The following is a 21394-nucleotide window of genomic DNA, read 5'->3' as shown; positions in this document are numbered from 1 at the left end:
GTGGTCCCGTACCGGCCGGGGCATTCCGGCTGCGGTACGGGTTTCGTGCCGAGGCGATAATTCCGGCCGTGCGGCCGTATCCGATCAGGACGAGGTCGGCAGCTGCCGGGCCAGATCCATGACGGTCACCGTATCGGTGCCGGTCTTCTTGAGCCGCTCGGAGGACCGGTATCCCAGATCCACATCCGTCGCCCGCGCCCGCAGCGCACCGACGGTCAACTCGGCCTTGGGCAGCTGTCCGAACATGTCGAACGAGTAGAGCCGCAACGCGTTCCGGTGGGTGATCTTGTCTATCTCCTCGTCCGGAACGCCGTCGAGATGGATCGCCAGCGTCTCCGGGGCAACCGGCCAGGTGGAATCGGAATGCGGATAATCGCATTCCCAGTTGAGCATGTCGAGATTGAGTTTGTCGCGGGTCTGGATTCCGAACCCGTCATCGATGAAACAGAGTGCGATGCGGTCCAGGAATACCTCACTCGGCAGTTTGTCACCGAAATTCTGATGGGTCCACGCGCGATGCATCCGATACACCCGGTCGATGCGTTCGAGGAAATACGGCACCCAGCCGATGCCGCCCTCGGACAGCGCGAAGGTCAGATCGGGGAATTTCCGCAGCATCGGCGACCAGATCAGATCGGCGGCTGCCTGCACGATACTCATCGGTTGCAGGGTGACCATGACGTCGACAGGTGCGTCGATCGAGGTGATGACCACACTCGACGACGATCCGATATGCAGATTCACCACCGTGTTCGTATCGCTGCACGCCTTCCAGAACGGATCCCAGTGCGGATCGTGCAGGGACGGATAGTTCAGCTTTGTCGGGTTCTCGGAGAATGTGACCGCGTGGCAGCCCTTCGCGGCGACGCGCCGGACCTCGGCGGCCATCAGCTCCGGATCCCAGATCGGCGGCAGCGCCTGCGGGATCATCCGGCCCGGATACGCGCCGCACCATTCGTCGATATGCCAGTCGTTGTAGGCGCGCAGGACGGCCAGCCCCAGGTCCTTGTCCTCGGCCCGCGCGAAGTACTGCCCGCAGAACTGCGGATAGGACGGGAAGTTCAGCGCGGCGGCGACTCCGTTGGCGTTCATATCGCGAATGCGCTCGTGAATGTCGTAGCAGCCCTCGCGAATCTCGGCGAGTTTTGTGGGTTCGGCTCCGTATTCGTCCGGCGGGCGGCCCGCCACCGCGTTCAGGCCGACATTGGTCGCCTCCTGGCCCTCGAACACCCAGGCGTCGGTGCCGTCCGCGCGTTGGACGAGTTTGGGCACGTCGTCGGCGTATTTGGCCGGGATGTGGCCGTCGAACATATCGGGTGGTTCGACGAGGTGATCATCGACCGAGACGAGCACGAGGTCGTTCATGTCCATGCTGCACTCCTGTTCGGGCTCTGCGGGTGGTCCCGTGGCGCGAAATCCGAACACGACCCGTTCGCGGACCGCCGCTGATCTGGACTGTAGTCCGGAACAGATATTTGGTCAACAGGCTATTGTGCTGTGCCGTAAGTGAATAGAATCCGGACATCAGCAGATCCGGGCTAGGAGTGAGCACATGGCCGAGTCGCGCACCGTCGTCGTCACCGGAGCCTCGAGGGGGCTCGGGCTCGCTTCGGCCGTCCACCTGTACCACCGGGGCTGGCGGGTGATCGCTGCCATGCGCTCGGTGGACGCGGGGCTGGAGCGCCTGCGGGAGTCGACCGGCGCCGCGCCGGGGGATGCCCGACTGGTCGGCGTCGCGCTGGATCTGACCGAACCGCCATCGATCGAGCGGGCCGCGAAGGAGATCCTCGAGCTCGCGGGTGCGCCGGATGCGCTGGTTCACAATGCCGGGATCTCCGCGGCCGGAATGGTCGAGGAGACGCCGATCGCGCTGTGGGAGAGGATGTTCGCGACCAACCTGTTCGGTCCGGTGGCGCTCACCAGGGCGCTGCTGCCCGCCATGCGCGCGGCCGGGCACGGGCGCATCGTGCTCGTCTCCAGCGAGGCCGGGGTGCGCGGAATGCCAGCTACCGCAACGTATTCCGCGGTCAAAGGTGCGGTCGAACGGTGGGGCGAGGCGATGGCCGGTGAGGTGTCGCCATTCGGCATCGGCGTCACGGTGCTGATCGCCGGCACCTATGCGACCGACATCATCACCGATGCGGGCACCACCGACGCCCGCGACCTCGACGGACCCTACGCCCGCCTGCATCGCACGATCGATCGCCGCGGCCGTCTCCTCATGGCGCGCGCCGCTCGGCCGCCGGAACGTTTCGTCGGCGGCCTGGCCGCGGCGCTGGCGGACAGCCGTGCCTACGCCCGTCGCCCGGTGGGCCCTGATGCTCGAATACTGTTGTTGGCCAATGGATTACTGCCGAATCGGATAATGCACCAGATGACCCGGCTGCTGCTCGGGATTCCGCGTTTCGGCGGCCTGCGGTCCGAATCGGATCGTGCTCAACCAAATATTTGATCCCAAGTGGTCGTCGGATCCGGCTCGGAGGCAGGGTTTCGATCAGGCTGAATACAACGGGCGGGCAGGGCCGGTCGATCGCCCTACCATGAGCCGGCGCGCGGAGGAGCTGCGCTCGTCGTCCGCGCGGCGTATCGAGAGGAACTGTTGTGAAGCCGAACCGTTTTCGGAACTCCCGTCTCCGGGCCGTCGCCGTACTGGCCGCGGTCGCCGCCTTGGGGCTGCCGCTGACCGCCTGCGGGAAGGGGGATTCGGTGCATTCGGAAAACGGTGTCACCACACTGCGATACCTGGGCTGGACCGATCAGGTGACCCTGCCCGAACTGGCCGAGAGCCTGGGATTCTTCAACGGCAAGGTCGAACTCCGGTGGTCGGGCAATACCATCAGCGGGCCGCAGGAAATCCAGACCGCGGCCACCGGACAGATCGATTTCGGTGGTGCCTTCGCCGGCGCCGTCGCGAAGCTGATCAGCGCCGGTGCACCGATCACAGCGGTGATCAACTACTACGGGTCGGACGAGAAGTCGTTCCAGGGCTACTACGTGCCCGATAACAGCCCGATCCGCACCGCCGCCGATCTGGTCGGGAAGAAAGTCGGCGTGAATACGCTGGGTGGTCAGAACGAGGCCGATATCCACGACGCGCTCGCCAAGGCCGGACTGAGCCAGGACCAGATCGAATCCGTTCAGTTGATCGCGCTGCCGCCGCCGAATATCGAGGACGCGGTCCGCAAGGGCCAGGTCGACGCCGCGTCGCTGAGCGGGCAGTTCCAGCAGCGCGCGCTCGCGGTCGGCGGCCTGCGCCCGGTCTTCACCGAACTCGACGAGTACGGCGGCCCGATCAACGGCGGGCCGTACGTTTTCCGCAACGACGTGATCGCCGAGAACGCCGACGCCGTGCGCACCTTCACCACCGGCGTGGCCAAGGCGATCGAATGGGAACGCGATACCCCGCGCGACCAGGTGATCGCAAGGATGACCCGGATCATCGATGGGCGGCACCGCGCGGGCGAGAACACCTCCACCCTGAAGTACTGGCTCTCGGTCGGCGTCCCCGCGAAATACGGCGCCATCTCCGACCAGGACTTCACTCGCTGGGAGGGCTGGCTCCGCGACACCGGCGCCGTCCACGGCCAACTCGACGTGCGCAAGTTCTACACCAACAAGTTCAACACCCCGGCCCAGCATTCGTAGCGCCGCGCCACGCCACCGAGGACCGCTTTTCGCCCCGACCCGGCGGCCGATCGCGCGGTGGGCCGTCCTGGTCCGCCGGGTGCGCGAGCCGGAAGGCCCTCGTCCGCAGAGACGAACGTCACGGCGGGCCGGGCCCGGAATCGGACGGATGGTCACGGCGGTAAGGACTTTCGATACTGTGATCAACCTCTCGATCGGTCGATCATCGAACGATGTCGGGTGGATACGCTGCCGATCGGACCGCCTCCGGTGCGGATCCGCTGTCGAACCGAGCGGCGACAGCGACGGCGCAGGGAGCTGGGATGGAATGCGCCGGCCACCAATCGCAAACGGACTCTCCGGTGACGCCGCGGACGGACCGGAGTGCGGTCGTGGTCGGTGTCGACGGGACGACGGTCTCGTTGAACGCCGCTCGCTGGGCCGGATATCTCGCCGGTGCGTTGCGTGCGCCGTTGTCGATCGTGCATGTGGTGCCGCGTCCCGAGCCCGCGGGGGTCAGCGTCCGCTCCCGGGGCGCGCGGCCGGACCCGGACGGGATCGTCGAGCAGACCGCCGAGTTGGTGCGAACCAGCGTCGATGACCTCGATATCGGATTCGAACGCGGTTATGGCGCAACCGATTCGACGCTCGTCGAGCGCAGCGAGCGGGCGCGCTACCTGGTGGTCGGCATGCACACAGTGCTGGGAACCGGTCTGATCGGGCGCACCACGATGCATCTGGTTACCCGGGCACACTGCCCGGTCGTGGTGTGGCGCGGCACGGTGGGGCGTCCGATCCCACGGCGGCTCGCGGTCGCGGTAGGGGTGGACGGTACCCGGCTCAGCGACCCGGCGATCGGGCACGCGTTCGAGCTGGCGGCGGCATTCGGGGTGCCGGTGCGGGCGGTGCACTCCTGGCCACCCGGGATCGAACCGATCGGTCGGCATGTGGGCGCCCAGGACGCCGCCCGCGCTCTGCTGTCGGAGTCCGTGTCCGACTGGCGGCGGAAATTCCCCGCCGTGCCGGTCATCGAATCGGCAGTGCCCGGGCCCGCGGTTCCGGTCCTGGTCCGTGCGAGCGCGCAGGCCCAGTTGGTGGTCGTGGGTAGCCGGTCGAGGGAGAGCGCCGCCGCGGTGTTCCTGGGATCCACCAGCCGCGATCTGTTGCATCGCGCCCGGTGTCCGGTCCTGGTCTGCGGCGATGCCGCCATCGAATGACGACAGCGTGCAGGCCGGCCGGTGCGCGGGTTCTACTCGGACGACCGGCGACCCGGGCTGCCCAGCTGTCGTCGATGCTGGCCCGGGCCATGATCAGCCTTGTGCGGCGCGTGTCGGCTCGGATCGGTGTCGAACGTCCTCCTCGGCGGTTACTTCGGCATCTTCCGCCCGGAACCGGCCGGGTCCGACGATTCTGGATGGAAGCGGCAGCTCTGTAGTCACGGCAGGCCGGTCGCGGCGGCTGTCCGAAGGCGTTCGTCATGACTGAACCGAGCCCGCTGGATATGGGATTCATGGAGCTGGAGGACGCCGATCGGCGGATCAGTCTGGCGATCGGCGCGGTGGCGATAATCGATGGGCCCTGTCCGGGCCGCGCGGAGTTCCTGTCGGGCATGGCAGCGGGACTGCCGCGCGATCCGCGGCTTCGCCAGCGCATGCGACGGGCGCCGCTCGACATCGCCTCGGCCGTGTGGGAGGAGGACCCGAATTTCGATCTGGCACATCACATTCGGTGGGCGGCGCTACCGGACCCCGCGGACGAGGCGTCGTTGCGGGAGCTGGTCGCCACCGAGTTGACGCGGCGACTCGATCGGGATCATCCGCTGTGGGAGATCGTCGCCGTGGAGCGCGTGTGCGGCGATCGCTGGGCGGTGCTCATCAAGGCGCATCACAGTATGGTGGACGGGCTTTCGGGCATCTCGTTGTTCGAGAGCTTCTGCGACGCCCCCGACGGCGGCGCGACGGTTCAGCGTGCGGAGACGGAAAACCATTCGCGCCCAGAACTTTTCGGCACACTGGCGACGGCCGCCAGACTGCCCTTCGCGGTACCCGGATGGGCAGCCGCGACCGTGCGTACCCTGGCGCCGGTGCTGTACGCGGTGGTGCGGCCCGCCGTGCGGACCTCGCTGAACGGGCCGATCGGACAGCAGCGCCGCTACGCCCTCGCACGGACGAGCTTGTCGGAGGTACGCGAGATCGGCGCCGTCTTCGACGTCAGTGTCAACGATGTGGCCGTCGCCGCCATCGCCGCCGCCTACCGACGACTGCTGCTCGCTCGCGGCGAGCGTCCGGCGGTGCGCGGACTGCGGGTCCTGGTCCCGGTGGCGACCCGGGCCGCGGACGCGAAAAACGTTCTGGACAACCGTGTCTCGGCTATGCTCCCGCACCTGCCGATCGAGATGGACGACCCCGTCGAGCGGTTGTTGTCCGTGCACGACAGGATCGGACGGCATCGCGCCCGTGGCGAGGCCGAAGCCGAGAAGTCGTTGCTGGCGCTCGCCGACCGGATCCCGTTCGCGTTGGTGGCGTGGACGTTCCGGCTGGCGACGCGGTTCCCGCAGCGCGGCATCGGCGCATTGGCGACCAACGTTCCCGGCCCCCGGCATCCCCTGACGATGCAGGGCCGCAAGGTGATCGAAATCTGGCCGTGTATTCCGATCGCCATGCGGCTGCGGACCACGATCGCCATCCTGAGCTATGAAGGCCGATTGATCTTCGGTATCACCGGCGACTACGACAGCACCCCGGATATCGAGGCGCTGGCCACCGGTATCGCGACCGAGATCGCGGTGTTACTGGCCCACGCCCGCGGGCACCGCGGAGCGGGCGGGGCGCCTCGCCGCAATTCCGCCCCGGCACCCGAGATCCGCGCTGATCAGGCTCCGGTGTAGACGTCGGCCATGTGGTTGATGCGGTGGGCGCGGGCGAGTTTGGGCAGATCGCTGCCGTCGGCGACGTTCTCGCCCCCGGGGCCGAGCCGATCGATGGTCTCCGCCGCCCAGGCGACCTCGTCGGGTTGTGGGCTCAGCGCCCGGTTCACCACCGCGGTATCGCGGGCATGCATGCAGAGCTTGCCGCTCATCCCCATCGACTTGGTCACCGCCAGTTCCGCGGGCAGGTCCGCCGGACCGGTGACGCACGGACCATCGATCGGTCCCGCGATCTCGGCGGCCCGGCTGGCGACCACCAGGCGGCTGCGCGCATAGGCCAGGGCATCCGCGCCGACGTTGGTGTCGCGACGGAAATCGCCTGTGCCGAAAGCCAATCGGATCGTGGCATCGGCCGAGGCGATATCGAAGGCGAATTCGATACCCCGCGCCGATTCGACCAGGGCCAGGACCGGGATGCCGGGGAGTTCGGCGGCCGTGCGATCGACCTGCTCGGCGGACTCGGTCTTGGCGAGCATGACGCCGCTGAGGCCGGGAACGCCGCGGAGTGCGGCCAGATCGGTGCTCCAGTCCGCGGTGGTGATGTTGTTGATCCGCACCCAGCCGATGCCGCCGGTGCTGAGGAATTCGGTGACATGTTCGCGGGCAACGGCTTTCGCGGACGGGATGACGCCGTCCTCGAGATCGAAGATGACGGCGTCGGCTGCCGAATTCGTGGAGTCGTCGAACCGATCGGGGCGCGAGCCCGGGACCAGAAGCCAGGAGCGAGCGTGGATCGCCGGGACTGAGATGGTCTGCGGCGCGGACGTACGGGTCATTCGGTTTTCTTTCCTCTCGGCGCTCAGCTGTCCCGCTGCGCGGATTAGATTCGGTACGCCAACCGCGTCGAACAGTACACCACATCCAATATATTGGATGTGTAGAGCGTCACTCGAAGCCACGTGTATTTCAAGGGTTTGCCGGACGTACAGTATCCAATATGTTGGGTGACCGGGTGGAGCGGCGACGCATGAGCGATGTGGCGTTCGATCGGATCTGTGACGCGATCGTCACCGGTCAGCTCGCCCCTGGTTCGAAGGTTCGCGACAGCGACCTGGCCGATCAACTGGGCCTGAGCCGCACCCCGGTTCGCGAGGCCCTGGCCCGGCTGATCGACACCGGACTCGTCGAGGCCAAACCCGCCGCCTTCACCCGGATCACTCCGCTGCACCGGGCCGATGTCGAGGCGACGCTGGCGGTCCTCGAGGTATTGGACCAGTTGGCCGTCCGCACCGGGGTCCCCAACCTCACCGCCGACATGATCGTCCTCATGCGCACCGCCAATGATGATCTGGCACAGGCGATCAAGGCCGACGATATCGGCGCGGCCCTCGCCGCCGACGACATCCTGCACGGCGTGATCGTCGACGCCGCCGGCAATCCGTTGCTCAAACGTCTCATCCAGCAGGTACATCCGCAGATCCACCGCATCTACTACCGCAAGTTCTCCAGCCTGCGCGGCTGGCAGGACGCGCTCGAGCACCACGACAACCTGATCAGGCTGTGCGCGGCGGGCGACGGCGAAGCCGCGGCCGAAATCTCCTCCCAGCACCGCCGTTTCCTCGGCGGCCTGATCGGTGAGCTCTTCGACATCGACGAGGACAGCTCCACCGTCCCGACCCACTGACCGGTCCGCAAGCCTCGGTCGCGGTCACCCCACCTCGGGGAGCGGAAGTGAACACAGTTCCTCGATATCGCGCTCCGGCAGTCCGAGGCCGCGCAACACCTGTCGGGTCATCTCATCGGTGGTCTCGCCGACGTCGCGCTCGGGCTGTGAGAGCAGTAGTTGCGCGAGAGCCAGGGATGCGCCGACAACCATGGCGATCGCGGTGTCGACGTCCTGGACGCCGAACCGGCCCGCTTCGATCGCTGCCCGGAGGTCCCTGGTGGCCCGCGGCACGACGCCGTGATTCGAGCCGAGCACCTGGGTGCCGCGCTGCAGGAGGACGAGGGTGAACTCACGGTCCCGGCGGTACAGCCGACCCGTCATCCGGTAGCTCTGTGTGAATGCCTCCGCGGGGTCGTCGATCCGGGCGGTCAGCTCGTCCATGAGCGTGCCGTGGGCTTCCAGGACCGCATCCACGGCGGCCTCGAACAACTCGTGCTTGGTGGCGAAGTGGTTGTAGAAGGAGCCGTTGCCCACGTCCGCGGTCGTGGTGATCTCGAGCACCGATACGTTCGTCCGGCCCTCGGCGAGGAGCTTCTGCCCGGCGCGGATCAACGCCGCCCGAGTGTTGGCCTTGCGCCGCTCGGCACGGCTGGGGCCGTCGGGACGGACCACGTCGATCGCCACCTTCCTCGCGCACCCGTCGTGAACAGCTCACGGTACCACTGACGATATCGTCAACGAACCATTGACTGACGCCAACGGCATATGTGACGATATCATCAACTACATACCGAGGAGGGCGGCGATGAGCACACCAGGAGACGTACACGACGGGCTGCATTCCGAAGCCGGGGCGGCCCGCGGCGAGCATCCGGGACGACATCCGAATCCGGCGATGGTGGTGATGCTGTATTTCTCGAAGTGAATCCGAGTGGTAATTGGTTGTACTACGAGAATAATTCACTACGTAAAGGTGCTGGACGCATATTCGATCCTATGCGTACCGCTTTCGGGCGACGTCCGGTTACTGAGGCGGTAGCTCGCGCCATCGCTCGCAACCACAATATGATTACGGGCACCGAATCCTACTCGCTTCGGCATGAGAATATCGTATAGAGGGAGGCGATCAATCTAGTTGGATGGTCCGCGTGGTAATGCTGTCATTTGCGTGACATAAGGGCGGCTGAGCATTCGGCTGCTCTAACTCGTCTTCGTCGATAGGAATGAGCGGCTTATATGACCCGTGACTTGAGGCGTTTCTGGTCTGCGATCGGGATCAGTGCAGCTGGATCGTCGCTATCGGCTATTGCCATACCGATGGTAGCGCTGTTCGAGCTGCGAACATCCGGGCTTCAAATGGGGCTTTTGACAAGCATCGAACAATGGGCGTGGATCGCTCTGGGGCTGTTGGCCGGTACTTGGGTCGACCGGTTGCCGAAACTAGGTGTACTCGTTGCCGTGGATGTGATTCGAGCCCTACTTTTCGGTATGCTGGCCTTATCCGTGGTTATGCATGCCGTGTCGATGCCCATTCTCTTGATTGTCGGCCTCGCTGTCGGTGTCTGCAATGTCTTCGAGATAATATCCCATGGTGCAGTCGGGCCTCTGTTGGTGAACAGTGACGAACTCGTGAGAGTGAATTCGCGGGTAAATGCTATCGATTCGGTATCACGTCTGGCGGGGAGTTCTGTCGCGGGGCCGGTGGTCTCTACCCTGGGTGCTACCATTGCGTTGATCGCAGATTGTGTCAGCTTCATCGTGTCGGCGTTGCTGATTCGTACGATGTCGCCGCTTCATGAGCAGCGAGAGCCTAGCCCTCGAGGCTCTGCCGGGGTAATACATGAGATGCGGGACGGTCTTGCCCTCGTTCTCCGCGAGCCGTTGTATCGGGTGCTCTTACTGAGCTCGACCGCCTACAATGCCTGTGTTGCTGCTCAGTTTGTACTGGTTTTGCTTTTCCTCAAAAGTTTGAACACGCCGCATTGGTTGTATGGGATTTTGCTCTCTGCCGGGGGGATTGGAGCGCTAATCGGTTCTGCTGCCGTCCCCAGATTAACGCGTCAGTGGGGAGAATTGGCGACCTGGAGGTTTTTTCTTGTAATCGGACCTGCTGTCGGCATTGCGGTTCCACTCGCATTCTCTGGAGCGGGGCTCACGCTATTTGTTGCAGGGATGGTTGTCTTATCCGCGTCAGTCATGATTACAAGTATCATTAGCTTTACGATCCGACAGTCAGCATGTCCGCCGAATATGCTGGGGCGAATGTCCGCGATAACCAGAATGATTACATGGGGTGTAATCCCTGTCGGCGCGATAGTAGGCGGTCTTCTCGCAGAGAAATTTGATATCAGGACGGCGTTATTTATTGTGGCCGCAGCATTCTTCTTGGAACCGATAATTATACGCATGAGCTCGGTTTGGAGAATGCGAGAACTTTCTCGTCCAAAGGCAGATATCGATGATCTGGAAGGCCGAGATCCTGGTGCGGGCAAAGTTGCATGACGACGTAAAAATGCCTGTAGTCGTGTGCGTGACGGGAGCTTGCGGATGGCAGAGGAACCGGTGGCAGAGCGCGGGTGCTGACCGGACCGGGTCAGCCTCAGATCGCCGCCAAGACCGGTATCCCCAAGACCGCACTGCACCGCTACCTGGATCCGTTGAGAGGATCGCCAATGACCCGCCGTTTCGATCCCTACGAGAGCCGGACTCCGGTGCCCGGCATCGTCGCAGCCTGGCTGGTACTCGGCACCGCGCCCTCCGAACGCGTCCCCTGGTGGGCGGCGCAGTGACTCGCCGACGGCCACGACGGCCCAGCGCTACGGGAACTGGCGGGTCTGAACGGGCGCGAACCCAGGGCAGGGCGCGACTTGCTGCCTGCGGCCTTGGCCGAGGCCGTTGTCGAGCTGCCCCATGCTGCCCTCTGCCGCGGTGGACGCGACCGTCGGCTTCCGTAGTCACGAACACGGAGTGTCAGCACCAGGGCAAGCGAAGCGCTTCGAGTTCCGGTGCCGCCTGGAGTTACTCGATCAGCTCGGTCGGGCCGGACACCTTGGTGGCGCACAGGTCCCAATCGGACCAGGTTATCCAGGAACGGTCGACGGCCCACAGATTCGAAGGGGAGCCGACGTCGCTGGGATGGTCGTACAGGTCCGCAGCGCTCCCGAGGGAACCCGCGACCGTGACTCCGGTGTCGAACTCACCGCTGACCGCGGGCCCGAAGTACGCCACGCACGGGGTGCCCGCACCGTCAGGGGACCACGCGATCAGAACGTCGATCAGCGTTTGCCACGACTCCCGATCCAGGGAGCCCTCCGAGGGCGGGCGGATGCTCACCGGCCAACTCCCGCCCGCGTGTGCGCCAGACAGGCTGCGGGATCCGGGGTACCGGCCCTCGGCAACCGCCGGCTCGCCCAGCCGAGCCGCGAGTTCGCTCCAGCGCAGTCTCTTCCAGCCCGCTCCGGGGTGCTCGGAGCGGCCCAGCTCGTTGCCGATCACGAACGAGTTGGCCTCGAGGTCGAAGCCGGGGACCATGGTCGGCTCCTCGAGTCCGGCAGCGAGCCGTTGCCGTCACTGCTGGTCGTAGGTGAGTTCCGCTGAGCCCGACTCGCGTTCGTACATCGCGTTCAGCAGCCACATCGCGTCCGGTCGTGACTCGATTTTGTATCCACACCATCCGAGATCGGTTTCGGGCGTACCGGGCCACGAAACCAGCTCCCGATCGGCGACACTCCAGTCCACGTCGGTGAGCGTACCCAGATCCACTCTGCGCTGAGCCCATGTGACAACGATGGCTTCGGGCGGCGCACATTCCTCTTGCTGGCGATCGCGCACCCCTCGGTAAATTGCGCGCGTGCATATTGATTCACCCTCGGAGAGGCCGGATGGGGGCTGGTCCGTTGGCGTTCACGACGCCGTCCCGTCCGAGTTGGTCCGGGCATTCGACCCTGATCTGGCGTATGTCGTGATCGAAGGGCATTCTCCGATCGATCCCGGCTGGCATGCCCAACCGGTCGCGTTGACCGGTAACCCGATGTCGATCCGAACCAGGACCGTCCGGACTGTGCGCTTCGACCTCTGTGTCAGCCCGCAGGAAGCCATCGATGCAGGGCCCGAGTTGGACCAGAGCGACCAGGGCTGGCTCTATGCGTGGCAGGTTCCCGGCAAACCCCCGGAGCACCTGGCGCTCAGCCAAAAGCAAGGCCCTTCCCGAAGTGCCGCGATGCGTGGTGTGGGAGTCACGCTGCTTATCGATCTGCCGCATCGGAGAGAAACCGCGGTCTTGTGGAGCCCTGATAGGCCCCATCTCATGGCCGCGTTGAATCGGCTCGGGCGCTGATTATTCCCCGAAAGTGGGTCAGCTGTATGTCGCGCGTCTGGGAATCCGGTCGATGGCTTCCAGCCGACCACTGCCGTTCGATCACCGAGTTCATCTCGATCGACCAGCGTTGCCGTTCTTCCCCTACCACCGGCACTGCGGCGTGAGTGTCGTTCTCGCCGAACAACGCAAGATGACACGACCGACACGTCAGGGTGGTCCGAGACAGCAGCAGTTCGGCGGCGGATGCTGCTGCCGAGCGCGGAGGGTGGAAGTTGGCGGATGCGTCGGAAACGCGAGCAGGTGGGGACTTGAATCCCTCAGTGCGGCTGACGATTGCCCATCTCGCGCAAGAACTCGCTTGGGACCCGGCGGAAGTGCGCCGCCCGCCAGGTTGAGGACCTGTTCAACATCCTGCCCGACAGTGCTCGACAGGCGATCGATCGTAGGGATTCCAGTAGTTCCGGAGCGAAGGCACTGCCCGCTGGGCAATCGGAGAAGGAGGATGAGGCTTCGCTGACCGCCTCACAAGGTGCTGGCTGAGGTGTCGGTCGCGTCGTGGCCGATCTACACGTTCGCTGAGTTCAGCGCACGCGGCGCGGCTAAAGGGGCGCCTGAGTTCCGGTCGCAGCACTGAGCCATGCCGGTGCTCACACCACCCCGGCCTCGGGCCTGCGTTCCATGAGATGGTGATGGCTCCGCTCGGCATTTCAGCAGCAGAGGTCCCCGTGTCGCAGGTTCGATTCCCCGGCAGGACACACAAAACATGGGAACGGGGACGACCTGCGGTTTTCGCCTGGTCGGCTGGTGATCGAAGCCGATTATCAGCTATAGGCCGGTAGCGCCGTCGTTTTGGCGCGCGCCGCTTGCCATCGTGCGATCTCGAGGAAGCCGTTGGCCTGTTGGTGGGCGGGAGCTTCTCCTTCTGCTCGGTCGGCGAAGGGCAGTTGCCAGGCAGCCACGCGGCGACCGAGTTCGTCGCCTGGTACAACGGCCACCCGGAGTTCGCGGGCTCCGTCTTCGATCTGTCCGCGGAACGCGCGGTCATCGTCGGCAACGGCAACGTCGCACTCGACGTCGCGCGTGTCCTCGCCTCGGACGTCGACGCGCTCGCCCGCACAGATATCGCCGACCACGCGCTCGAAGCCTTGGCTGTCAGCCGGATCCGGGAGGTCGTGGTGCTGTGTAGGCGCGGACCTCGACAAGCCGCCTGCACCGTTCCGGAACTGTTGGGGCTGTCCACCTTCGACAGCGCGGTCGAGGCCGGTGTCACCGAGCTGTCCGGCGGCATCAAGGCCGACCTCCTGCGCGAATTCCGCGATCGGCCCGCCTCGGGGCAGGGCAGAAGGATCGTGTTGCGCTACTTGTCCTCACCTGTGGAAGTCCTGGGTCGCAATAAGGATAGGCGGCGAAGTGGCCGAACAGCAGCGCGCCTTCCAGTGCGCGGTGCTTGACCGACAGTGAGCCGACCGCTCCAGACGAGCTTCGCAGGGTGAACGCCCCCCATTTCTCGCCGACCAGGTTCACACTGCCCGACCCACCGGTCCGGGAGAGCCTGTAGACCGGTCGCAGCGGCCAATGAGATGCCGACGATCGCGGCGAACCCCTGCGTACTGGCCCGCGACGATGATCTCGGCCCGCGGCTGTCCGGTCACTCGGCCGGTGGTGAACAAGGCGGTGACGATGATCAGATCGTCGACAGTGGTCGCGGCGAACGCCACGAATGCGGCCACCAGCGGGGAAACGCTCACGACCGGCCACGGTAGCCGACAGTCCCGAACGCCTGACCGGCCCGCAGCAGAACTGCCGCGTCGACCTGCTCGTCCTCGACGACCTGGCCCTGCACCGGCTCGAAGCGGTCGAGACCAACGACTTCTACGAACTGACCCGTCGAACGCCACCGCAAAGCGTTCACTGTCATCACCAGCAACCGCGAACCCCCGGAAATCCTGACCATGATGGTGACCCGCTACTGGCCCAATCAGCGATGGACCGGTTCCAATCCGCGGCCTACGAACTCATCGTCGAGGGCGAGTCAGGCCGGAACCACCGTTAAATCCAGTGTCACGATCATGGGGTCGGCCGGGCTGGAACAGGACCCGTCGACCGATGATTGGGCCCGAAATTCTTGGCTTATATTTGGTATCCGGCCGAAAGGCCGAGAAGGATGTGATTCAGAAACTGGACCTGACCGCATAATTTAGGTGCGCCATCAGGGACTCGAACCCCGAACCCGCTGATTAAGAGTCAGCTGCTCTGCCAATTGAGCTAATGGCGCTGGTGCAGTGTTCCGTTCCGGGGCCCTGGGGCTCCGTTCCGGTGCGAGGGAAACCATAACAGTTCGGCTGTCGGAACGTGAAATCGCCTGGTCGGAGGGGGTGGGGATGTGGGGGTGTCGTGTTTTGCGGGGTTGGTGTGGTTCCGGCTGGCAGTATGAGGGGCGCGTGGTCTCGGTTCATCCGTGTGGGTGTGTCTGGTGAGTTGCGCAGCCGGGGCTGCCCGGGTGTGCCCGACTGGAACGAGGTTGCCTATGGGCAGGGGTCGGCAGGGATATCGGGGGCTGTCGTATCTGGTCGCGGTGATGTCGGTGATTGCGCTGGTGGCGGGGTGTGCGGCAGATGCGCGGGGGCCGGGGGCGGCCATCCGGCGGCAGCCGTTGCTCGCGATGATCACGCCGAAGATCGTCGTGCCGATCATGGACGGCGCGGTGAACGTTGCGGTGGTCGATCCGGTGCGGGTGCGGGTCGATGACGGCCTGCTCACCGAGGTATCGCTGCTGACGCCGGACGGGAAGCCGGTGCCGGGGCGGATCACGCCGGACGGGCGGTCCTGGCAGGCCGATGAGCAGCTCGGGTTCGGGCGGACCTACCGCCTGCGGGCCACGGCGATCGGCATCGGCGGTGCGGGCACCAAGGTGATGAGTTTCACCACGATGCAACCGGCGAACCGCACCCACCCGTGGCTGTTGCCGGGAGAGAACGAGGTGGTGGGCATCGGCCAGCCGGTGGCGGTGCAGTTCGACGAGGACGTTCCGGATCGCCACGCGGTGCAGGACGCGATCAAGGTCACCACCACACCGCCGGTCGAGGGCGCGTTCTACTGGGTGAACAGGCGCGAAGTTCGTTGGCGGCCGGAGCATTTCTGGATGCCCGGCACCCGGATCACCGTCGATGTGAACACCTACGGCCACGATCTGGGGCGTGGGCTGATCGCCGACAGCGATATCCACTCCAATTTCACCATCGGCGATCCCATGGTCTTCACCGCCGACGACAACAGCAAGACGGTGACCGTCGAACACAACGGCCAGGTGGTGCGGACGATGCCGACGTCGATGGGTAAGGCGTCCTCGCCGACCAACAACGGCATCTACATCATCAGCGACCGTTTCGACCACATGATCATGGACTCCTCCACCTTCGGCGTCGCCGCCACCGCACCGGGCGGCTACCGCAGCCGCGTCGACTGGGCCACCCGCATGTCCTACAGCGGCATCTTCATGCACTCGGCCCCGTGGTCGGTGGGCCAGCAGGGCTACGTCAACACCAGCCACGGCTGCCTGAACCTCAGTCCCGCCGACGCCCGCTGGGTTTACCAGAACGCCAAACGCGGTGATATCGCCATCGTGAAAAACACTGTGGGCAGCACACTTTCGGGTGTCGACGGCCTCGGCGACTGGAACGTCCCGTGGCCGGTGTGGAAGGCCGGAAACGCCGACGCCGGCCATTGAGTGCGCGGCGCCGTCCCCGCGGTGCTCGCACGCCGAGCATGCCACCACGGGCACATGAGCGGGATGACGTCGAACTTGTTGCCGCAGTGGGCAATTGGATGAACCATTCATCCGTGGCCCGGTGCGGCCACCGCAAGCCCAGGAACCGGCTCGGGCGGGCGTCGCTACCGCGACGGCGCATGCCCCCTCGCAGAACCAGAGCCGCCACGGCCACCAGCGACACCACGACTACGGCAACCCGTCGGGGCTTTCGCGCGTTCGGCATTGCCGCATCTGTGTCGCGTGCGTGCGGAGGAACATTGCGCTGTTGGGCGGGCGAACGCTCGGTGCGCGGTCTGGCAAACTTGTCGTGAGGACCCCAGGGGCGGGGCGCTGATCGAAACGGGCGGGCGGGGACGGTATGTCGGATCGGGAGAGCAGTCGGGCTCGGGCGGATGGCGGGACGTTCGGTGACGTCCTCATAGAGCGAGCCGAATCGAGAGTGGCGACCTGGCTCGAATCGGATGCGTCGAGGGTGTTCGCGATCGAACGCCGGGGGCCGAGGACGCGGCGGAATGTGCCTATCGGCACGCGAAACGAGAAATTTCTTGCCGCCGATCTGGCCGGCAGGCCGGTCGGTATTCGACCGGGCAGCGGCAGGATCGTCAGGAGAACCTATCGAATCATGGTCGAATTCGATTCCAGGACTGTGAGTTTCGGACCGAAGGACATGACGACGTGCCGATTCGTCGACGGCAGACCGCACGAGATCGAAAAACAACTCTGCTCGCTCACCGCCTACCCCGACGGCAGTGTGGGGATCGAATGGGCTCTGCCGATGCGGATCGCTGTCTTGAAGCGAACGGTGATCCCGCCGGAACCGACCGCTGAGGATGTACTCATCGCATCTGGCGTCGCCGCGGCTTTCGGAACCGGTTCGTTGTCGTTGAGCTCCATCGTGATGGGACTCGTCTCGTCGGTATTTCCTACCTGAGCGGGCGGGTATCGCTCATTCGGTGTGTGCCCGGATTCGGTCTGCTGCCTCGTCCAGTGCGGCTGTGCCGGGTTTGTGGCGGGTCAGGGTGGGCAGGACGAGGAGTCGTTCGCCGTCGGGGCGGCGGTGGGTGCGCAGGGGGGTTTGCAGGTGTGGGCGAGGGCCGACCTCCAAGAATACGGTTTGGGTTCGGGCGGCGCGCCGGGCTGCCTGCCGCAGCAGTGTGGTGGTGACGAAATGTTGTGTCCAGTAATCGATGTCGAGGTCGGGGCCGTCGACGTAGTCGCCGGTCACGGTGGAGATCATCGGGATGGTGGCCGGGCTGGTGTGCACAGAATCCATCTGCTGCCGGAACAGGGTGCAGACACCCGCCATGAGCGGTGAATGGTAGGGGTACGGAAATTCGTCGAGCATGCGGTAGTAGACGCCCTCGCGGGCCAATCGGGTACCCAGGTCTTCCAATGCGGAATTCGTCCCCGCGAGCAGGACTCCGCCCTCGGACATGACGACGGCCGTCTGGATATCGCCGTTCGAGGCGGCGGCGATCTCTTGTGCGCGGTCCTCGGAGATGGCCGCGGTCGCCGTGCCGCCGATGCCGTTGGCGGCCTTCAGCGCGAGTGCCGACGCGGCGACGAGCCGGCATGCCTCGGGCAATGCGAGAATCCCGGAGGCGGTCGCGGCGGCGTACTCGCCGAAGCTGACCCCGACGGTCACCGCGGGGGCGATACCGCGTTCGGCCAGCGCGCGGATCAGTCCGAACTGGATCGCGAAGATCGCCGGTCCGCCGACGGTCAGGTTCCGGTAGTCACCGGTCCGCGCGGATTTCAGCTGATCTTCGACCGACCAGTCCAGATGGTTGTCGAACTGTCCGGACACCTCGTGGATCGCGTCCCGGAAGGTCGCGTCCTCGTGCATGAGGGCCACCCCCATGCCTTCCCACAGGGCGCCGTACCCCGAGAAGACAAAGGTGACATCGACTCCTGTCATGGCTTGATACTCCTTCGAAATGTCATGTGATACAAGCTTTCTCGTCATCGTCGGCGGAATCGGCGGATGGTGGCGGCAGCGGTTCGCCGGATCCGGTCCGTCGCCGGACGACCGGCCACCAGTTCCGTGGCCCGAGCACCGCCGCGATCGCCGGAACGACGATGGTCCGCACGACCATCGTGTCGATGATCAGACCGAGGCCGATGGTGAAGCCGACCTGGGCGGTATTGCCGACCGCGGCCGCGGTGAGAGCCAGCATGGTGATCGCGAAAACCGCACCCGCAGTGGTGATCACGCCGCCGGTCGAGGTCACCGCCTGGATGATGGACGATCGGGGCGACCCGCGCAGACCCGTACTCGACTGCAACATCCGGTCACGCACGCGCGAGGTCAGCAGCACGTTGTAGTCGGCGGCCACCGCCACGAGGATGATGAACGCCAATGACGGCACGGCCCAGTGCAGTGGTCGATGCAGCAGGTGCTGCCAGATCGCAACGCTCAGTCCCAGTGCCGCGCCGAACGACAGGATCGCCGAGCCCACCACGTAGAGCGGCACCACGAGGCTGCGCATCAGGACCGCGATGACGATCAGGGCGAGCAGGCTCGCGAGCACGACGATGGTGGCGAAATCGCGCAGCGCCATCGCCCGCAGGTCCCGGTAGGTGGGGGTCAGGCCGGTGATCTCGACCGCCGAGTCGTGTAGATCCGTCCCGTGCACCGCCTGCCGCGCGGTGTTCAGAATCGCGCTGGTACGGGCCATCGCCCGAGTGCTGAACGGGTCGCCGGAATCGGTGACGATCATGCGTGCCATATGGCCGTCCGGCGAGATGAACAGGCCGATGGCGGTTTGCAGATCGGGGCGGGACATGGCCCACTGCGGAATGTAGAAGCCACCGGTGTTACCCGCCGCGGTGTTCCGGCGCAGCTCGCTCAGATAGTCCGACGCGGTCTTCAGGCCGGTTTGCAGCCGGGACAGTTGCGAGGTCATCAGGTTGACGCCGTCGTCGACCCGGGTGGAACCGTCCGCGAGCTGTCCGCTGCCCGCCACGAGTTGGTCCGCGCCCGCGTCGAGTTGGTGCAGGCCGGTGTCCAGGCGGCGCTGGCCGTCCAGCAGTGCGCCGGCCCCGTCGCCGGCTCGGGTCAGCCCGTCGTCCAGTTGTGCCAGGCCGTCGGCCAGCCGACGGTTGCCGTCCGCCACCTGCTGCACCCCGTTCCGCAACCGCTCGGCGTTGGTCAGCGCCTGTCCGGCCGGGGTCGAATCGAGAAAAGCCAGTAGCGATTTCGATGCCGCGCACATCGGCTGCGCATCGCAGTTCGGCGTCGCGGCCGTTTGCTGCCGGAGCGCGGCGAGATTGCTCTGCGGGGTGTTCAGGAAGGCGAGCGCCTGTCCCACACCGTCCGCCAGCTGACGTGAGCCCTTCGTCAGCTGATCCGCACCGTCGCGCAGCTGCTTCGTGCCCGAACGCGCTGCGGTCAGCCCGTTGCCGAGCTGAACGTCCCCGTTCACCAGCTGTCCCGAACCGGCGACGGCCTGTTTCATCCCCGCGCTGAGTCGCTGTGAGCCCTCGTGCAGAGCCTGTGCGCCATCGGCCAGGCGGCCGGTGCCGTCGGTCAGCTGGTGGATCTGCGGCTGTGCGGCAGCGAGCTGGACCACACCGCCGGACAATCCGTCCGCCACCACGCCCGCCTGATAGCCGAGCGAGCTCTCGGCGATCGTCGTGCCGAGCGGGCGGCTGATCGACTGCACCGATACCACCCCGGGCACCTTCGCGACAGCGGCCGACACCGATTCCAGCGCCGCGAAATCCTTGGTGTTGCGCAGGTCGTGATCGGCTGTGACAGTGATGTATTCGGGCAGCAGGATATTGCCGTGGTAGTGCTGGGCGACGATGTCGTAGCCCCGGTTGCTGTCGGTGGTGGCGCGTTGGGCCTGCCGTTCGTCATAACTCAGATGGATGGTCGGGATGACCGCGGCGAACAGGATGAGACCGCCGAGCGAGAAGGCCAGTGCGCGACCGGGCCGTCGCACCGTGCGCACCGCGATCCAGCGCCAATACCGTGATCTCCCGGACTGTTCGCGCGGTTCGAGCATGCCCATCCGGATCGCCAGAACGATCATCGCGGGGGTCAGCGTGAGCGCGGCCAGCAGGGTCACGAAGACGCCGATCGCGCACGGCAGACCCACGGTGCGGAACAGGCCGATCCGGGTCACCGACATGCCCGCGCAGGTGAGCGTCACGACCAGGCCCGATGCCATGATCACCGAGGCGATCCGCGGGAAACTGGACGTCATCGCGTCGGTCGGAGACGCGCCGGTCCGGCGGGACTCGTGGTAGCGGCTGATCAGGAAGATCGCGTAATCGGTTCCCGCGCCGAGCACGATCGCCGACAGCAGCGATACGGAGAAGATCGACAGCGGCATCCCGCGCATGCCGAGGAAGGCAACCGTCCCGTTCGAAACCCCAAGGGCCAGACCGATCGTGGCCAGCGGTATCGCGACCGCCGCCACGGATCGATAGACGGCGAACAGCACCAGCATGATGCACAGGACGGTCAACGCGGTGACATACGGGAGCGAGGACTCGATACCCGAGAACTCGTCCGAGATCGTGGCGGCGGGGCCGGTGGTGAGGACCGTCAGACCCGGTGGGCGGGCGAGGCCGTGGATGGTCGCGCGGATGGAGTTCACCGACGCGATGGACGCGGATGTGCCGGAGTCGCCTACCAATCGAACGAGTGCGTAGGTCGTGGTCTTGTCCGCGCTGAGCGCCGCCGGCGCGGTCGTCGGGTCGCCCCACAGATCCTGGAGCGACTGGACGTGGGCCGTGTCGTGCCGCAGGGCGCCGACGAGTTTCCGGTAATAAGCGCGGTCGGTATCGTCGAGGCCCCCTGCGTGATTCAATACCACATACGCGGAACCGGACGAAGTGGACTCGTGGAACGTGATTCCCATGTTCTGCAGCGCGCGCACCGCAGGTGCATCCCTGGGGATGAAATCCGCCGAATGGTTCGAGGCCACCGAGCTGATTTGCGGGACAGTGATATTCAGCACGCCCGCGACGGCGATCCAGATTCCGATCACGAACAGCGGATGCTTGCGAGCTACCCGCCCGAAACCCTCGATCAGGTCGAATGGGAGTTTCATGCGGTTCCCACCAGTGGGATTATCGATGGCCCGGAAGCGTCGGTGACCGGGGTATGATCGCTTGTTGCGGATGCTGTCAGCAGCACGT

17 protein-coding genes, 1 tRNA gene and 2 pseudogenes are annotated in these 21394 nt (G+C 65.5%); 11 read left to right on the top strand and 9 right to left on the bottom strand.

The annotated features are described in order from the left end of the window. Window positions 1-84 precede the first annotated feature (84 nt). Entirely contained in the window at window positions 85-1371 is a 1287-nt protein-coding gene (locus NV1_RS30430) for an amidohydrolase family protein (protein ID WP_067899187.1), read from the bottom strand. Between the two features lie 181 nt (window positions 1372-1552). Here NV1_RS30430 and NV1_RS30425 point away from each other — a divergent pair, with 181 nt between their 5' ends. The 4 genes from NV1_RS30425 to NV1_RS30410 all read left to right on the top strand — a co-directional run bounded on the left by NV1_RS30425 (window position 1553) and on the right by NV1_RS30410 (window position 6511). Continuing rightward, entirely contained in the window at window positions 1553-2452 is a 900-nt protein-coding gene (locus tag NV1_RS30425; RefSeq protein WP_067899184.1) for an SDR family oxidoreductase, read from the top strand. 149 nt (window positions 2453-2601) lie between these two features. Further along, on the top strand, window positions 2602-3645 hold the full coding sequence (locus NV1_RS30420) for an ABC transporter substrate-binding protein (protein ID WP_067899181.1): 1044 nt from the start codon (window positions 2602-2604) through the stop codon (window positions 3643-3645). A 341-nt stretch (window positions 3646-3986) separates the two neighbouring features. Then, entirely contained in the window at window positions 3987-4841 is an 855-nt protein-coding gene (locus NV1_RS30415) for a universal stress protein (protein WP_169813443.1), read from the top strand. A gap of 260 nt (window positions 4842-5101) precedes the next feature. Continuing rightward, window positions 5102-6511: a wax ester/triacylglycerol synthase family O-acyltransferase gene (locus tag NV1_RS30410; RefSeq protein WP_067899178.1), complete on the top strand. Its 1410-nt coding sequence runs from the start codon at window positions 5102-5104 to the stop codon at window positions 6509-6511. Here NV1_RS30410 and NV1_RS30405 read toward each other — a convergent pair. After that, complete coding sequence (locus NV1_RS30405) at window positions 6496-7326, bottom strand: HpcH/HpaI aldolase/citrate lyase family protein (RefSeq protein ID WP_067899174.1); 831 nt, start codon at window positions 7324-7326, stop codon at window positions 6496-6498. The two genes, NV1_RS30410 and NV1_RS30405, sit on opposite strands and share 16 nt — an antisense overlap. Before the next feature lie 191 nt (window positions 7327-7517). On the opposite strand from NV1_RS30405, the gene NV1_RS30400 reads away from it, so the two are divergent. Then, a complete protein-coding gene (locus NV1_RS30400; protein ID WP_084526014.1) occupies window positions 7518-8174 on the top strand; it encodes a GntR family transcriptional regulator in 657 nt (218 codons plus the stop codon). A 24-nt stretch (window positions 8175-8198) separates the two neighbouring features. Here NV1_RS30400 and NV1_RS30395 read toward each other — a convergent pair whose 3' ends face one another. Further along, the gene (locus NV1_RS30395) at window positions 8199-8834 is read right to left on the bottom strand and encodes a TetR/AcrR family transcriptional regulator (protein ID WP_373864672.1); all 636 of its coding nucleotides are present in this window, start codon (window positions 8832-8834) and stop codon (window positions 8199-8201) included. 558 nt (window positions 8835-9392) lie between these two features. Between NV1_RS30395 and NV1_RS42615 the strand changes: the two genes are divergently transcribed. Beyond that, the gene (locus tag NV1_RS42615; RefSeq protein ID WP_084525981.1) at window positions 9393-10658 is read left to right on the top strand and encodes an MFS transporter; all 1266 of its coding nucleotides are present in this window, start codon (window positions 9393-9395) and stop codon (window positions 10656-10658) included. Window positions 10659-11174: 516 nt separating this feature from the next. On the opposite strand, the gene NV1_RS30385 is transcribed toward NV1_RS42615, so the two are convergent. Further along, window positions 11175-11687: a hypothetical protein gene (locus NV1_RS30385; RefSeq protein ID WP_067899162.1), complete on the bottom strand. Its 513-nt coding sequence runs from the start codon at window positions 11685-11687 to the stop codon at window positions 11175-11177. Between the two features lie 36 nt (window positions 11688-11723). Beyond that, complete coding sequence (locus NV1_RS30380; protein WP_157117463.1) at window positions 11724-11894, bottom strand: hypothetical protein; 171 nt, start codon at window positions 11892-11894, stop codon at window positions 11724-11726. Window positions 11895-12117: 223 nt separating this feature from the next. Here NV1_RS30380 and NV1_RS30375 point away from each other — a divergent pair, with 223 nt between their 5' ends. Together NV1_RS30375 and NV1_RS46980 are read left to right on the top strand one after the other, a co-directional pair. Continuing rightward, entirely contained in the window at window positions 12118-12492 is a 375-nt protein-coding gene (locus tag NV1_RS30375; protein WP_157117462.1) for a hypothetical protein, read from the top strand. Window positions 12493-13418: 926 nt separating this feature from the next. Beyond that, window positions 13419-13709 (top strand): annotated as a pseudogene (locus NV1_RS46980) (ferredoxin); the annotation flags it as partial. A 285-nt stretch (window positions 13710-13994) separates the two neighbouring features. Here NV1_RS46980 and NV1_RS30365 read toward each other — a convergent pair. After that, window positions 13995-14222 (bottom strand): hypothetical protein, encoded by a 228-nt coding sequence (locus tag NV1_RS30365; protein ID WP_067899150.1) that lies wholly within the window; start codon window positions 14220-14222, stop codon window positions 13995-13997. Between the two features lie 56 nt (window positions 14223-14278). Here NV1_RS30365 and NV1_RS46035 point away from each other — a divergent pair. Then, a pseudogene (locus NV1_RS46035) lies at window positions 14279-14527 on the top strand (ATP-binding protein); the annotation flags it as partial. 149 nt (window positions 14528-14676) lie between these two features. On the opposite strand, the gene NV1_RS30355 reads toward NV1_RS46035, so the two are convergent. Next, a tRNA-Lys gene (locus tag NV1_RS30355) sits at window positions 14677-14749 on the bottom strand. A 252-nt stretch (window positions 14750-15001) separates the two neighbouring features. On the opposite strand from NV1_RS30355, the gene NV1_RS30350 reads away from it, so the two are divergent. Together NV1_RS30350 and NV1_RS43970 are read left to right on the top strand one after the other, a co-directional pair. Further along, window positions 15002-16201, top strand: a complete 1200-nt coding sequence (locus tag NV1_RS30350; protein ID WP_067899146.1) for a L,D-transpeptidase — start codon at window positions 15002-15004, stop codon at window positions 16199-16201. Window positions 16202-16865: 664 nt separating this feature from the next. Continuing rightward, the gene (locus NV1_RS43970; protein WP_157117460.1) at window positions 16866-17174 is read left to right on the top strand and encodes a hypothetical protein; all 309 of its coding nucleotides are present in this window, start codon (window positions 16866-16868) and stop codon (window positions 17172-17174) included. Between the two features lie 15 nt (window positions 17175-17189). Here the strand turns inward: NV1_RS43970 and NV1_RS30340 are convergent, their stop codons facing one another. Both NV1_RS30340 and NV1_RS30335 read right to left on the bottom strand, forming a co-directional pair. Continuing rightward, window positions 17190-18161, bottom strand: coding sequence for an acyltransferase domain-containing protein (locus tag NV1_RS30340; RefSeq protein ID WP_067899140.1), 972 nt, complete (start codon window positions 18159-18161; stop codon window positions 17190-17192). 22 nt (window positions 18162-18183) lie between these two features. Then, window positions 18184-21306, bottom strand: coding sequence for an MMPL/RND family transporter (locus NV1_RS30335; protein ID WP_067899137.1), 3123 nt, complete (start codon window positions 21304-21306; stop codon window positions 18184-18186). Window positions 21307-21394 lie beyond the last annotated feature (88 nt).

It is taken from the genome of Nocardia vaccinii NBRC 15922 (genome assembly GCF_001613305.1).
In the GTDB taxonomy this organism is placed as follows: Bacteria; Actinomycetota; Actinomycetes; order Mycobacteriales; family Mycobacteriaceae; genus Nocardia; species Nocardia vaccinii.
Note: the sequence above shows the minus strand (reverse complement) of the source record. Positions and strands in the feature narration are given on the sequence as shown.